The sequence below is a fragment of the Myxococcales bacterium genome (assembly GCA_016706225.1).
Classification (GTDB): Bacteria; Myxococcota_A; Polyangia; order Polyangiales; family Polyangiaceae; genus JADJKB01.
This window is the reverse complement of the sequence record JADJKB010000008.1, coordinates 745,411-758,950: the sequence shown is the minus strand read 5'-3', so window position 1 is coordinate 758,950 and position 13,540 is coordinate 745,411. Positions and strand designations below refer to the sequence as shown.

Annotated in this window: 10 protein-coding genes; 4 read left to right on the top strand and 6 right to left on the bottom strand. The window is 68.7% G+C overall.

Features of this window, described 5'->3' with window-relative positions; genetic code table 11:
* The first annotated feature begins 38 nt into the window (after window positions 1–38).
* Entirely contained in the window at window positions 39–461 is a 423-nt protein-coding gene (locus IPI67_17260; GenBank protein MBK7581942.1) for an OsmC family protein, read from the top strand.
* Window positions 462–473: 12 nt separating this feature from the next.
* Here IPI67_17260 and IPI67_17255 read toward each other — a convergent pair whose 3' ends face one another.
* Together IPI67_17255 and IPI67_17250 are read right to left on the bottom strand one after the other, a co-directional pair.
* Entirely contained in the window at window positions 474–2,150 is a 1,677-nt protein-coding gene (locus IPI67_17255; protein ID MBK7581941.1) for a right-handed parallel beta-helix repeat-containing protein, read from the bottom strand.
* A gap of 66 nt (window positions 2,151–2,216) precedes the next feature.
* A complete protein-coding gene (locus IPI67_17250; GenBank protein ID MBK7581940.1) occupies window positions 2,217–2,990 on the bottom strand; it encodes a hypothetical protein in 774 nt (257 codons plus the stop codon).
* Window positions 2,991–3,047: 57 nt separating this feature from the next.
* On the opposite strand from IPI67_17250, the gene IPI67_17245 reads away from it, so the two are divergent.
* The gene (locus IPI67_17245; protein MBK7581939.1) at window positions 3,048–3,986 is read left to right on the top strand and encodes a radical SAM protein; all 939 of its coding nucleotides are present in this window, start codon (window positions 3,048–3,050) and stop codon (window positions 3,984–3,986) included.
* A gap of 16 nt (window positions 3,987–4,002) precedes the next feature.
* Here the strand turns inward: IPI67_17245 and dinB are convergent, their stop codons facing one another.
* Complete coding sequence (dinB, locus tag IPI67_17240; protein ID MBK7581938.1) at window positions 4,003–5,244, bottom strand: DNA polymerase IV; 1,242 nt, start codon at window positions 5,242–5,244, stop codon at window positions 4,003–4,005.
* A gap of 89 nt (window positions 5,245–5,333) precedes the next feature.
* On the opposite strand from dinB, the gene IPI67_17235 reads away from it, so the two are divergent.
* Window positions 5,334–9,023, top strand: a complete 3,690-nt coding sequence (locus IPI67_17235; GenBank protein MBK7581937.1) for a S8 family serine peptidase — start codon at window positions 5,334–5,336, stop codon at window positions 9,021–9,023.
* A 189-nt stretch (window positions 9,024–9,212) separates the two neighbouring features.
* Here IPI67_17235 and IPI67_17230 read toward each other — a convergent pair whose 3' ends face one another.
* A complete protein-coding gene (locus IPI67_17230) occupies window positions 9,213–9,767 on the bottom strand; it encodes a hypothetical protein (protein MBK7581936.1) in 555 nt (184 codons plus the stop codon).
* Window positions 9,764–10,894 carry a VWA domain-containing protein gene (locus IPI67_17225; protein MBK7581935.1) on the bottom strand — a complete coding sequence of 377 codons (1,131 nt, stop codon included), beginning with the start codon at window positions 10,892–10,894 and terminating at the stop codon, window positions 9,764–9,766. Before IPI67_17225 ends, IPI67_17230 begins: the two co-directional genes overlap by 4 nt.
* A 116-nt stretch (window positions 10,895–11,010) precedes the next feature.
* Here IPI67_17225 and IPI67_17220 point away from each other — a divergent pair, with 116 nt between their 5' ends.
* Window positions 11,011–12,864, top strand: a complete 1,854-nt coding sequence (locus IPI67_17220) for a PE-PGRS family protein (GenBank protein ID MBK7581934.1) — start codon at window positions 11,011–11,013, stop codon at window positions 12,862–12,864.
* Window position 12,865: 1 nt separating this feature from the next.
* Here IPI67_17220 and IPI67_17215 read toward each other — a convergent pair whose 3' ends face one another.
* On the bottom strand, window positions 12,866–13,537 hold the full coding sequence (locus tag IPI67_17215) for a hypothetical protein (protein ID MBK7581933.1): 672 nt from the start codon (window positions 13,535–13,537) through the stop codon (window positions 12,866–12,868).
* Window positions 13,538–13,540: the final 3 nt, after the last annotated feature.

Genomic DNA, 13,540 nt, shown 5'->3' with positions numbered 1-13,540 from the left:
GGCCGGGGCTCATACCAGGCTCGGCGGAGGAGACAAACGTGGTCGACATCTTCATCACCTACGAGGGGGACCTGCACTGCAACGCCACCCACGGACCGTCGCAGGCGAGGCTCGAGACCGACGCACCCGTCGACAACCACGGCAGAGGGGCGGCGTTCTCCCCGACCGATCTCCTGGCGACGGCGCTCGGGACCTGCATGATCACGGTGATGGGGATCCTGGCCCAGGAGCTGGCGCTCAGTCTCGGCGGCACCACCGTGCATGTGAAGAAACACATGACCGCCGCGCCACCCCGCCGCGTGGCGCGCCTCGGCGTGAAGGTCGTGTTCCCCGCCGAGCTCGCCGCCAAGGTCGAAGCCGACGCTCGGCAGCGCCTCGAGCACCGCGCAAACACTTGCCCGGTGCGCCTCAGCCTGCTCGATGGCATCGACGTGCCGATCGAGTACGTCTGGACGAGCTGAGCGTTCGGACGCTCAGCTCGTGGAGCGCGAACGCCGCCCACGCCCGCGTCCGCGGAGCAGCGCGCTTGCGCCGAGCAGCGCGCCGAGCAGCCACAGAGGCAGCTGGCTCTCGCCGTCCTGACCCGCGAGCCGACAGCCGCAGCCGCCGTCATCACCGCCGTCGCTGCTCTTGCCGGCGCCGCCCGTCCCGCCGCTGTTGCCGGCGCCGGCCTTGCCGCCGCCGCCGCTCGCCGTGGCGCCGCTGCCACCGCTGGGGTTGCCCGCAGAGCCACTCGCGCCGCCGCTCGCAGTCCCACCGCTGCCGCCGCCGGCCGCGCCGCCGACGGAGCTTCCGCCGCCGGTGCCGCCGCCGCCCGTGCCGCCGACGGGCACGACGGTCGAGTCGTGCCACTCGTAGGCGCCCAGATCGATCCCGGCTCCCTGCGGCCGGGGGATCTTGTCCGCGTCGAGCGCCGGCGCTTGATCCGTCGAGCCCTGATCCACCGCGGGGGAGGTCTTCAACAAGTGCAGATCCCAGCTCGCAGGGTTGACGAAATAGTTGGCGAGGTTCGCGCCCAGGACGACGTTGTGGTCCTCGACCACGTTCGTGCCACTGACGTCGAGATCCGTCGTCAGGTTGTTGCGCACGACGACGTTCTGGCTCGGTGTGCCATCTTTGTGTTTGGTGACCAGGATCCACGGCGGCCCCGGTTTACCAGCCTCGTTGTCGATCACGGTGTTGTTGACGATCCGCGAGTCGCGCGCGCCGTAGAGCGAAATGCCATGCCAGTGGTTGGTGATGACGACGTTGTTCTCGACCACCCAGCCGACGAACGTGCCGTCGAAACAACCAATGCCCTGCAGCGTTCCCTTCAGGGGTTGGGCGGGGTTCTCGGCGTTGATGATCACGTTGCCGCGCAGCACCATGTTCTTGACCTCGCCGGTGCCCACGCCACCGGGCCCGACGGACCAGCTCTGAAAACCGTCGTCGTGGTTCGTGTCCACCGAGTCGTCGAGGTACGAGTTCTTGATCAGGTTGTACTGAAAGGTCTCGTCGTCCCCCAGGCCGCGCAGACCGTCCGCCGAAAAATTCTCGACCGTGTTGCCCTCGATCACGACCTTCGACGCATCTGCGGTGATGCCGAAGCGCACGTTCTTGACCTTGTTGTTGCGCGCCGTCGAGTCACTGCCCCGGACGGAAATGCCGTTGCTCGCGCTCTGGAGCCACTCCGACACCCCCCAAGCCTTCGAGTCCGCGACGCTGAAGGCCTCCGAGTCCTCCACCGTGATCTTGGAGGCGTTGGTCTGGACCTCGATCATGGTGATCGCCCCTCCGGCCGTGCCGTACGAGGGGCTGACCGACACCCCTCGGAGCACCCAACCGCTGGTGCTCGTGAAACGCACGTGGCGGAGCTTGGCACCGAGGCCAACGTCGGAGACGACCGTGATGGGCGGCGCATAGCTGCCACCGCTCACGGCCATCTCGCCGTGGTAGCCGGACTTCAAATGCACGGTGTCGCCCGCTTTCACCGTCGTGCCGAAGAGCTTGGCGGTGATCACCTCTTCGAGCGTCTTCCAGGGTTTGGCGGCGCTACCGTCGTTGGCAGCGCTCCCAGTCGCCGGGTCGACGTAGAAATCGGCGGCGCTCGCCGGCGAGCCCAGCGAGACAGTCAGCGCACCGAGCGTGATGGCAAAGAGTGAGCGTTTCATGTTGAGTCCCTCACACGGGTTGGTGCTCCGCGACCACTGGGCCACGGAACGAGTCGCTGCGTGCACTCATCGCGCCCGCGGTTCGAGCTCGGTGTCGGCCTCCCGCGCCGTCGCGGTCGCGGTGCACAAGAGGCCGTGTCCCTTGGCCGCGCAGTGCAAATCGACGACGTCCGACGCGCCCATGCGGCCCGCCGCCGCGATGAGTCCGAGGCGCATACCGTCCCGCGAGCAGCCTTCCTTGCAGTGGGTGACGATCTCGCCGATCTTGAGGTTCGCACCCGGCATGTCGGGGACTTCGCGCACGTGGTCGGCGCGGCGTGGCGCACGATACGGAACGCCCGGCGTCGCCGTGAAGTGAACCCGGATGCGCCAAGCCTCCTCGGCGCGCGGAGCGTCGTCTTCGGCCATGATCCCGGAGACCAGCGGCCGGCCCGCCATCGATCGCCCCGTCGGGCGCGCCACGTCCGCGTCGCACGAGATGTCGGTGGTGGTCGAGTTCTCGTCCTGCCCTGAGATGCGCGAGCGACAGTGCCGAGCAATCAGCGCCTCTCCCCCGACCTCCGCGGCACGCTCGCGCACCGCAGCCATCAGGCGACTCTCCGTGCAGTCCACGTCGACCAGGAGTGAGCCTCTCTCTGCCCGTTTGCCCTCGACCAGCGTACAGCGCGCGGCCAGCCGACCCACCCGCTCGTAACCCTCCGGGACCGCCTCCAGCTCCTGGATGTCGGCCGCGCGAGCGATGCGCGGCTCGGCGTGGCCGTCGAACAAGACACCTTGGGTCGCACAGCCAGCGAAACAACAGGCAACGGACGAGAGCGCCAGGAACCGAACGAACATCATTGCGCGGAGCATAGCCACTTGCGCGGCCGATGCGAAGCCATCACGCTCGGAAGCGCCGTGCCCGGCCCGACGCCCGCCTATCTTCGCCTCGGCCCCGGGGAAATCCGCGCGCGCGCCGAGCGTGCGGTCGCGGCCCTCGCGAGCTGCGAGATCTGCCCGCGGAACTGCCGCATCGACCGGCTGAACGACGAGAGCCGGGTGTGCTCGACGGGACGTCATGCCCGAGTGAGCACCTGGTTCGCCCACCACGGGGAGGAAGATTGCCTGCGCGGCAGGCGCGGCTCGGGCACGATCTTCTTCAGCTTCTGCAACCTGCGCTGTGTGTTCTGTCAGAACCACGACACCTCCCAGGCGGGTCGGGGCGAAGAGATGCCGAAGGAGCGGCTGGCCTCAGCCATGCTCGATTTGCAGCGTCAGGGTTGTCACAACATCAACTTCGTCACGCCCGAGCACGTGGTGCCCGAGCTGCTCGAAGCGCTGCCCATCGCCATCGAGCGCGGGCTCCACTTGCCCCTCGTCTACAACACCAGCGCCTACGACGCGCTCGAGTCGCTGCGCTGGATGGACGGGATCGTCGACGTCTACATGCCCGACCTCAAGCTCTGGACGCGGGCCAGCGCGACCCGCTACCTCAAGGCAAAGGACTATCCCGAGGTCGCCCAGCGCGCGATCATCGAGATGCACCGGCAAGTAGGCCCGCTCGAGCTCGATGAGCAAGGCCTCGCCGCCCGCGGTCTGCTCGTACGCCATCTGGTGATGCCCGGCCTCCTGGATGAGTCCCGGAAGATCTTCGAGTTCTTGGCCCGAGAGCTCTCACCCGACACCTACGTGAACGTCATGGGTCAGTATCGCCCCGAGTACCGCACGGGTGAGTACCCAGAGATCAACCGTCGCCCAACCGCAGCCGAGATGGCCGAGGCCCGCCGAATGTTCTTCGAGGCCGGCTTGACGCGGCTCGATGTTCGTCGCCGCGCGCGCCTCGACGTGGTGGCCTGAAGCGCCGCGTCCCGGGTCACTCCCCGCGTTTTTTCTTCATGCTCGGAGTGACCTTGCCCGGATCGTCGACCGCCCGCCGGATCGCGTTCTTGCCGAAGCGTTCCTCGATCGCGTCCAGCGTCGGGCCCAGCTTGTCCCGGGGCTTTTTCGGCGCAAACAGCTCGAGTTGAGCCTGGTCTCGTCGCTCGAGCCCCGACAGCGAGACGCCGAGCAAGCGCACGGGCTCCTGGAGCGCCGTGACGTCCCACAACATCAGCGCCGTCTCGCGGATCACGGCCCCGTCATCGGTCGGATCCACGAGCGTCTTCCGCCGCGTGAGCAGCGGGTAGTGCGGCTCGCTGTCCTCGCCGGTCAGGCGCGCCTCCCGCACCCCGCGGCGGGTGCCAAGCTTCATCTTCAAGGTCACGATGCGGCCGCGGAACCCGTCGCGACGCACCCGCCGCGCCACGGCCTCGGCATGGACCGTGAGGGTGGCGCTCACCGTCTCGCGATCCAGCGTGTCCTGCTCGAACGTGTTCTCCTCACCGTAGCTCTTCGGGTCCCGCTCACTCTCGACGCCCCGCGGATCTTCGCCGCGGGCCAGAGCCTGCAGCTCCCGCGCCCGCTCACCCAGCTCGCGCTCCAAGGTGCGCGCGTCGAACCTCGCAAGATCGGCGATGCTGCGGATCCCGTAGCGCTCGAGCTTCTGTCCGAGCACCGGGCCGATGCCCCAGATGCGGCGGACCGGCAGCGGATCGAGCAGCTCCCGCACGGCCTCCCGTGGCACCAGCTTCAGGCCGTCGGGTTTGCCCAGCGTGCAGGCGATCTTGGCGACCTGTTTGGTCGGCCCGAGCCCGACGCTGATGCGCAGGTCGACCACCTCGAGCACCCGGCGCTTGAGGTAGCGGGCGAGCTCGAGCGGACCGCCGAACAGGTGTACCGAGCCGGTGATCTCCAGAAACGCCTCGTCGAGCGCGACGGGTTCGATCTCTGGAGTGATCTCGGCGAACACCGAGTGCACCTGGGCGCTGACCCGAGTGTACTTCTGCATGTCACTCGCCAGGAACACGCCGTGGGGGCAGAGCTCCCGCGCGCGAAACCCGGGCATCGCCGAGCGCACCCCGAACGTCCGGGCCTCGTAGGAGGCGGCCGCGACCACACCCCGGGGACTCTGTGCGCCGACGATGACCGGTCTTCCCCTGAGCTCCGGCCGGTCACGTTGTTCGATGGATGCGTAGAAAGCATCCATGTCTGCGTGCAAGATCCAGCGCTCCGCCATGGGGCCGCGCGAGGCTCGCGCTTTCGACGCAGACCGTCAACGCATGACCCCTCGCCCTCCGCGCGCTCCTGCTTTATACCCGCCGAGCCATGCGCCGAAGTCTCCGCCTCGCGGTCCCCGTCGCCCTCGCGGGACTTGCCGCGTTGTCCTGCACCGAGGTTGATTCGCCGGAGCCGGCCGCGAGCCGGAGCGCGGCGCTCTCGGAGACGGAGTCCGCCTACTATGTGGTGCTGGCCGGTCCGCCGGCGATCGCGCGCATTCCGAGCAGCATGGACCCGCGTTCGCCGAGCGCCGACGCATTGGTCCGGGCACGGCTCGCTGAGCTCGAGACCCAGCACGCCGTGCTCACCCCGGCGATCGAAGCTCACGGAGCGCGGGTCATCGCCGAGCTGTCGCGACTCGCCAACGTGATCCAGGTGCTCGGCACCGAGCGCCAGCTCGCGCGCATCAAACCCCTGCCCGGCGTGCTGCGGGTCGAGCGGGTGCCCCTGATGTACCCCGCGCTCGCATCGCTGATTCCGGTGGTGGGTGCGCCCGAGGTGTGGGCGAAGAGCACACCGTTCACCGGCGACGGCATCACCATCGGCATCATCGACACGGGCATCGACTACACCCACGCCGACTTTGGCGGGCCGGGCACCGTCGCTGCTTACGCAGCGAACAACTCGACCGTGATCGAGCCGGGCAGCTTCCCGACGACACGGGTGGTCGGCGGCTGGGATTTCGTCGGCGACGACTACAACCCGAGCGCGAACGTCAACACGCCGGCGCCCGACGCGGATCCGCTCGACTGCACGAAACCGGAGAACACGTTCGTCTCCGGCGGCCACGGCTCCCACGTGAGCGGCATCGCCGCAGGAAATGGCGTGACCCAGGCGGGAGCGGCCTACCTGGGCCCGTACAACATCAGCTTCAATCCCGTCGCCTATCGAGTAGCCCCAGGGGTAGCACCAACGGCAAAGCTGTGGGCGCTCAAGGTGTTCGGTTGCGACGGTTCGACCACGATGCTCGCCTCGGCCCTTGAGCGCGCGGCGGATCCCAACCAGGATGGCAGCTTCGCCGATCGCCTCGATGTGGTGAACGCCTCGCTCGGTACCAGCTACGCCCTCGGCTCTCCCACCAATGGCGAGATCGCCGCTAACCTGACCAAGGCGGGCACGCTGATCGTGGCCGCCGCGGGCAACGAGGGGCAGACGTTCTTCACGGCGGGTGCCCCCGGCACGATCCCGGAGGTGTTGAGCGTCGCGGCCAGCGCCGACAACGAGTTCCTCGCGCTCAGCGTGACCACGGCCTCCTCGGGCGCCGCCAAGTACGCCGCCGCAGAGGGCGGTTTCAGCACACGCCTCGTCGACTCGGGGCCGGTCAGCGGAGAGCTCGTGGCAAGCCAGCCGAGCAACGGCTGCAGTAAATTCTCCAACGCCGCAGCGGTCGCCGGAAAGATGGTGCTCATCGATCGCGGCACCTGCTCCTTCATCAACAAGTTCACCAATGCCTTGGCGGCAGGGGCGAAGGCGGTCGTCATCGTGGACGATACCGACGACGCGCTACCGTTTGCGATGGGCGGCGGCGACCCCGGCTCCATCGCGATCCCCGGAGTGATGATCCGACTGGTGGATGGTCAGGTCGTGAAACAGCTCATGGCCTCGAGCACCGTCACCGCAGGCCTCGACCCGACTGACAAGTACACCGGTGTGGGTGCCGAGTTGCTCGCGGGCTTCAGCTCGCGCGGGCCCAGCGCAATCGACGGGCGCTTGAAGCCGGAAATCGCGGCGCCCGGCTTCTCGGTGGACTCCGCCCGGGTTGGCTCCGGCACCGAGCCCCGGCGTTCCCAGGGCACCAGCCAAGCGTCACCTGTCGTGGCAGGAGCGGCGGCCCTCGTGCGCCAGGCCATGCCGTCGTACTCCCCCCTCGAGGTCAAGGCAGCGCTGATCAACAGCACCGAGCCACTCGTCGATCTCAGCGGCCAGCGTTATCCCACGTCGGTGGTTGGCAGCGGACGACTCGCGGTGGAGCGCGCCGTCGCCCAGCGCATCACCGCCGGACACGACCCCGGCGCGGGTGAGGTCGGCGTCTCGTTCGGGCCGGTCGTGAGCGACGTACCGACCACGGTCGAGCGCAGCGTGACCTTGACCAATCACGACACGGCCCAGGCCACGCTCGACGCGAAGATCGAACCGACCCACGAGCTTCCGGGGCTGGTGGTGAAGGTCGAGCCAACCCAGGTCGTCATGCCCGCCGGCCAGACCGCCACGGTGAAGCTGGTGCTCACGCTCGACCCCGTAACCCTCGGCAGTCCCGGCCCCGATCCGGGCACCGCCCCGATCCAGAGCCAGCAGGCCCGTCAATACTTGAACGAGGCCAGCGGCAACGTGCGCTTCTCCCACACCAGCGGCGGGGCGGAGGACGTCGTCGTGCCGTATCACGGCAGCGTGCGCGCGGCGGCCAAACGCAGCGCCAAGTTCCAGCCGCAGTGCGACGGTGAGGCCGCCTCCAAGGTCGAGATTTCGCTCGACGGCACCTCGGCGCATCCGAACCCGGTGGTCACCGCGTTCCAGCTCGGGATCCTCGACGACGAACACCCGGACTCTGCCAGCGACCCGACGGCCGCCATGACGGATCTGCGCGCCATCGGTGCGGCCAGCGATCTCGCCACGGCCGCTTCGTTCGACGAGGCGCGAGTGTTCTTTGCCGTCGCCGTCAGCGGGACCTGGACGACCCCGGCGCACGGCGCCCTCAGCGTCGTGACCATCGAGGTCGATTCGGATCAGGACGGCAGCGCCGACTTCGAGATCCGCGCCGAGGCGCGCAACAACCTCCAGTCCTTCCGGGATGCGCTCACCTCCGCGACCTATGCCAAGGGCAGCGAGCAACGTATCAATCGCCTGCCTCTGAATCTCGTGTACGTCGACGGCGCGGAGACCCACCCCTTCAACAACTCGGTGGTGGTGTTCACCGCACTGCTCTCGGATCTGGGGCTGACCGCGGAGAACCCCGCGTTCTCCTACTTCGGCAGCACCGAAGATCCGGTGAAGCTGCTCGAGGGTGAACAGACGGGCTGGGCCAGCTTCAATCCGAACCAACCGCTGATCGACACCACGAAGTACGCCAAGGACGGCCTCCCGCTGTTCATCGGCCCCGGCCCCATCGAGGTCGACGTGTCGGCAGAGGCGCGGGCCGGCCAGCAACCGCTCGACCTGCTGCTCTTGCACCACACCAACGTCGCCGGTGCCCGCTACGAGGTCGTGAGCCTCAACCAGAAACTCCCGGGCAACCTGACGCTGACCGCCGTTGCGGATGCCAGCGTCATCGGCGGCGAGACGACGAACATGACGTTCACCGTCTCGAACCCGGGCGCCGAGCCTGCGCCGGACGTGAAGCTGAGCGGCACGCTCGCCAACGGGAGCGCGCTGTCGGCTTCACCGAGTCAGGGCTCTTGCGCAGCGGGGGACAAACTCAGCTGCGACCTGGGCGTGCTCGCGGCGGGCGCCACCGCGACGGTCACGTTGTCGGCGACGGCTGACGCGGATCAGCCTGCCGTCAGCGTCAGCGCCGACGTGGCGAGCAGCCTGCCCTGTGAGAGCAGCCTCGGCGACAACTCGGCCAAAGCCAGCGTGACGATCGGCAAGGTTCCCACCAAGCCGACCGTCCGTCTTCGGCCTGCGGGCGGCTGTGACTGCCGGGTGGGCGCACCAACTCGAAGTGCTCCGCTCGGTCTGCTCGGGCTCGCCCTCCTGGGACTGCTCTTCGCACGCCGCTCGGTAACTAGGGACACGCCCTAGTGTCGTGAATCCGCAATTCGCAATCGAATTGCGGACCGCGCTCCGCGCGGCGCCGCTATCGCAGCGCGGACACTATCTTCTCGAAAGGGCGCCGGCGTTCTCTGGGCGCTTCGCGCGATTCACCGCGGAATTCGCTCCGCGAACACGCCAGGCCGAGGTCAAGCTTGCCCGATTTGCGGACTCGGCACACTAGCCCAGCGTGCGCGTGAGCTCCGCTTGTGCGTCGATGCGCGCGCGGGTCGCGGCGGCAAGTGCATCGAGCGCCGCTTCGAGCGCGCTCCGGGCAGCAGCCAGCTCTGCGTCGGCCTCGCGGATCGCCCGCTGAGTGCCCGCCGACCTCTCGCGCGCCGTGGCCAGTTGCTGCGCGACGTCGCTCGCCGCCAGGTCTTCGTGCGGTCGTTCGAGGGAAGGTCCGGGATCCACACCCCGCCCGGTCAGGAACGCCGCGCGCTCCGCCTCGATGCGGGCGATGGCCGCGCGGTCCGCTTCGCCGCGCGCCGCCCGCGCCTGCGCGACCTGAAGGCCCAGCTCGGTGAGCGACCGGTGCAGGGCCTCCAGGTGCCGCTCGAGGGCATTCTCGGCGCCCAGCCTGTGCCAGAGCGCTTCGCGATCCGCCTCCTTGATCCGCACCGCCGCCTCGGCGCGGCTCTTTTCGCCGAGCGCACGGGCTTCGCGCTCGTAGGCTTCGCTGACCAGCTCCGCAGCGACGTCGCGAGGATCGCGGCGCTCGCGGTAGCCGCTCACTTCACGATGTCCGTCTGACACCCGAGCTGGATCTCGATCTTCGCCAGGTAGTCCGCCTTGGCCTGAGCACACACGGTCGGGCAGAGGATGATCTTCTTCGGCGTCGTGCTGCTGTAGTACCAGCCGCCGCCCTTGGCGCAGTCAGCGGTCTGCAGCAATTTTTCCGCGCTGCCACTGCCGTGGGTGAAGACGGCGTTGACCTTGTTGTACGCGATCTCACCCTTCTGGACCTTCTCCGGCACCTCGTACTCACACGGCAACGCTTGGCCGCGCACCTTCGCGAGGGCGTCCTGGAACTCCTTCTGCACGTTGGTGTTCGAGACCAAGATGGCGCTGGTGCTGCCGCCGGCGAGGGCAACCGCGTTGGCAAAGGTCTGGTCCACACCCGGCAAGCCGATCACGTAGGTCAACACGGGGGACGAGAAAGTCGCGCCTTTCGCCGCCAGGTTGCTGATTTCCTGGGTGCTCGTTGGATCGACGCCCTGACAGCTCGCCGCCGGCCCCGCGGGCAGCCCGTCGGTGACGAGCAAGACCGCCGCCGTGTGACCCGGGTTGTTCTGCGCGAGCTCGATGCTCTTCAGGATGGCACCGCCAAGCGCCGGATAGGTCGGCGTGCTCAGTCCGTTGGGCACCTCGCTGGTGATCGCAGCTTCGATGGCCGTGGCGTTGCCCGGCAGCAAGCCGAACGGCGCGTCCGGCGCCATGTAAGCCTGCTGACTGCAGACCTCGACGCTGTCGGGTTTGCGCGGAAAGAATTTGAGCCCGACGTCCACACCCGCAGACGTTGGATCTTTGACGAAGGCAATCAGGCCCGCCTTGGCCGCGTCCCACTGAAATCCGGACATGCTGCTCGACTTGTCGAACGCGATGAACAAGTGGAGCGGCGTGCTCTGGCCCTGCTCGGTGGTGTAGAAACAACCACCGTCCGGATCGATCGCGTCGGCAAGTCCGGTGTCGAGGTCACCGCCAGTCCCACCGCTCGAGCCAATACCGGTGATGCCTCCGGCCCCGCCGGCGCCGGCCCCACCCGAGCCGGGGGCCTCGTCCGCCTCGGACCCGCAGGCGGCGAATGCCGCGAGAAGTCCGCCGAGCGAAGCGACCGTAACGCAACGTGCAATTGGGCTCATGGGGTCGACCGGCGCTCAGGATACCCCACGCCCGTCCTCGGCGCCTGTTGAGAAGTGCCCGCTCTCGGTGCACAATTGCCCCCATGATCAGGAGCCGGCTTTCTTTCGCTTTGGGAATGGTGCTCTCCGTAGGAGTCGGCACGTTGGCTTTCGGCGGTTGCGCAGGCGGCGGCGACGCGGACACTTCGCCAGCGGGTGGCAAGTCGGGTACCGGTGGCAAAGACGGCGGCACGGGCGGCGCGACCGGCGGCAGCGGTGGAGCAACCGGTGGCAGCGGCGGCGCGACCGGCGGTAGCGGCGGCGCAGGCGGAGCGGCGGGCGGTGGTGGTGCGGCAGGCGGCGGTGGCCAGGCGGGCAACGACGCGGGCACCGACGGCAGCGCCGGCACCGGCGGTGGCACCGACGGCGGCACCGACGGCGGCGCGTGTGCGACCGGCTGCCCGAAGGACTTCCACGACATCGACAAGAATCCCCTGACCGGCACCTGCGGTTGTGAGTACTCGTGCACAAAAGACCCCACCAACCCCAACGCCGACCCAATCGACGACAACTACGTCGACTCGAACTGCGACGGCGGGGACGGGCTCGTCGAGCAGTGTGTGTACGTCTCGGCCGCAACGGGCGACGACACCAACGGCGACGGCACCCGCAACAAACCGATGAAGACCATCGCTGCCGGCATCAGCAAGGCCAAGACGAACAGCGTCGCGGCGGTGTGCCTCTCGGGTGACAACTACAACGAGGCCGTGATCGTCCAGAGCGGCATCAGCATCTACGGCGGCTTCGACGAGAACGACCCCAACTTCAAGTTCAAGCGCTCGTCCAAGGTCACGACCAAGGTCAGCGCGACTGGCACCGTGTTCTTCGCCGGGAAGATCGACGTCGAGACTCACATCGAAGGCATCAACATCGAGGCGCTCAAGCCGAGCGGTTTCGGCCAGAGCACCTACGGCGTGCGCCTGGACAGCAACTCGACCGCGGGCACACTCTACGTGCGCTACAACAAGATTGACGCTGCGTCCGGCACGGACGGCGACGGCGGAGGCAACGGCACACCGCCCTCGAGCCCGACGGCCCCGGACGGCGCGAAGGGCGAAGACGGTTGCAGCGGTTGCTCCAGCAACGGCGGCGGCGGACCGAAGAACGTTGCTTGCGTCGAGTACGGCGGCAAGGGCGGCGATGGAGGCCAGGGCGACTCCCCCGGTGACAAAGGCGACGACGGTAGCGCCAACGCCACCGGCGGTGACGGCGGCAAGTCGGCACAACAGTGTTTCAGCGTGAGCTCGTCGGGCAAACAAGGCAGCGACGGCGCCAACGGAACGACTCAGGGCACACCGGGCACCGGCGGTCCCGCAATCGGCGGCGTGTCGAGCGGTGGTTACACGCCCGCGAACGGTACCGACGGCACGCTCGGCGCCAACGGCAAGGGCGCCGGCGGCGGCGGCGGCGGCGGCGGCGGCAGCCCGACCATCGTCATTGGCGTCTGCAAGTCCGACAAGGGTGGCGGCGGTGGCGCCGGTGGCTGCGGCGGCGTCGGCGGCAACGGTGGCAAGGGCGGCGGCGGCGGCGGCGGCAGCTTCGGTGTGTTCGTGGCATCGGGTAAGGCCGTCATCACCGGCAACGACATCGGCACCGGCAACGGTGGCAACGCCGGCAAGGGTGGCAACGGCGCGTCGGGACAGAACGGCGGCAGCAACGGACCCGCCGGAGCCGGCAAGGACGACAGCGGCAACGGGGGTCCCGGCGGCAAGGGCGGCAACGGCGCGGCCGGCGGTCCCGGCGGCGGCGGCGGCGGCGGGCCGGCGGCGTGCGTGGCTTACGCCTCGGGCAACGCGGCCAACGTGTCCGTGACCCACAAGGTCTGTGTTCCGGGCGCGGCGGGCCTCGGCAACTCCGGCGGCTCCAACCCGCAAGGCGGCGTGGGCGGACCGGGCCTCGGTGGCACGGCGAAGGCGACGCTCACGATCTGACTCAGAGCTGGCAGGTCTTGTAGCCAACCGGCAGTGCCGAGCCGCTGGCGGCGGGTTTGCACGAGCCGGTCACACACTCACCGGTGACCTTGCAGACCTGGATCTTGGAGCCCAATGGCACCGAGTTGCTGCAGCTTGCACTGCAAGTCACGTTGCTCGTGATCGCCGCATCGCCAGCAGTGAACGGGCTCGTCGACTTGCAGCAGATCTTCCCGCCGTCGCAGTCCTCCTTGCCGTCACACAGGATGTCGTCTCCGACGCAGTTGCTGCCCTTCACGGCGCAGGTTGGCGTCTTCGCGATCACACAGCAGAAGCCCGTCGCAAGATCACAGCTCTGACTGCCGCAAGACACCGAGCCCCCCGCGCCTCCCGCGTCGCCGCCTGCATCCTGAGCGCCCGACCCGCCACTGCCCGCCGCGCCACCCGTCGCGGCCGTGCCGGCGGCGCCGCCCGTGGCGACCGTTCCGGCCACGCCACCGGTCGCGTTCACCCCAGCCGCACCGCCAGTTGCAACGCTACCGCCGGAGCCGCCGCTCGCGGAGCTGCCGCCGGTGCCCGAGCCGCCGGTCCCACCCGCGCCGCCGGTGGCCTTCACCTCCGTCGAGTTCTCCGAGCTGCAGGCAAACACCGCGAGCACCAGCAGAGAGCAACCGCAGATGAAACGAGCGCGCATGCG

Coding starts and splice junctions, on each gene's coding strand:
- IPI67_17255 (MBK7581941.1), bottom strand. CDS start 2,150: ATGAAACGCTCACTCTTTGCCATCACGCTCGGTGCGCTGACTGTCTCG.
- IPI67_17250 (MBK7581940.1), bottom strand. CDS start 2,990: ATGATGTTCGTTCGGTTCCTGGCGCTCTCGTCCGTTGCCTGTTGTTTC.
- dinB (MBK7581938.1), bottom strand. CDS start 5,244: ATGGCGGAGCGCTGGATCTTGCACGCAGACATGGATGCTTTCTACGCA.
- IPI67_17235 (MBK7581937.1), top strand. CDS start 5,334: ATGCGCCGAAGTCTCCGCCTCGCGGTCCCCGTCGCCCTCGCGGGACTT.
- IPI67_17225 (MBK7581935.1), bottom strand. CDS start 10,894: ATGAGCCCAATTGCACGTTGCGTTACGGTCGCTTCGCTCGGCGGACTT.
- IPI67_17220 (MBK7581934.1), top strand. CDS start 11,011: ATGGTGCTCTCCGTAGGAGTCGGCACGTTGGCTTTCGGCGGTTGCGCA.
- IPI67_17215 (MBK7581933.1), bottom strand. CDS start 13,537: ATGCGCGCTCGTTTCATCTGCGGTTGCTCTCTGCTGGTGCTCGCGGTG.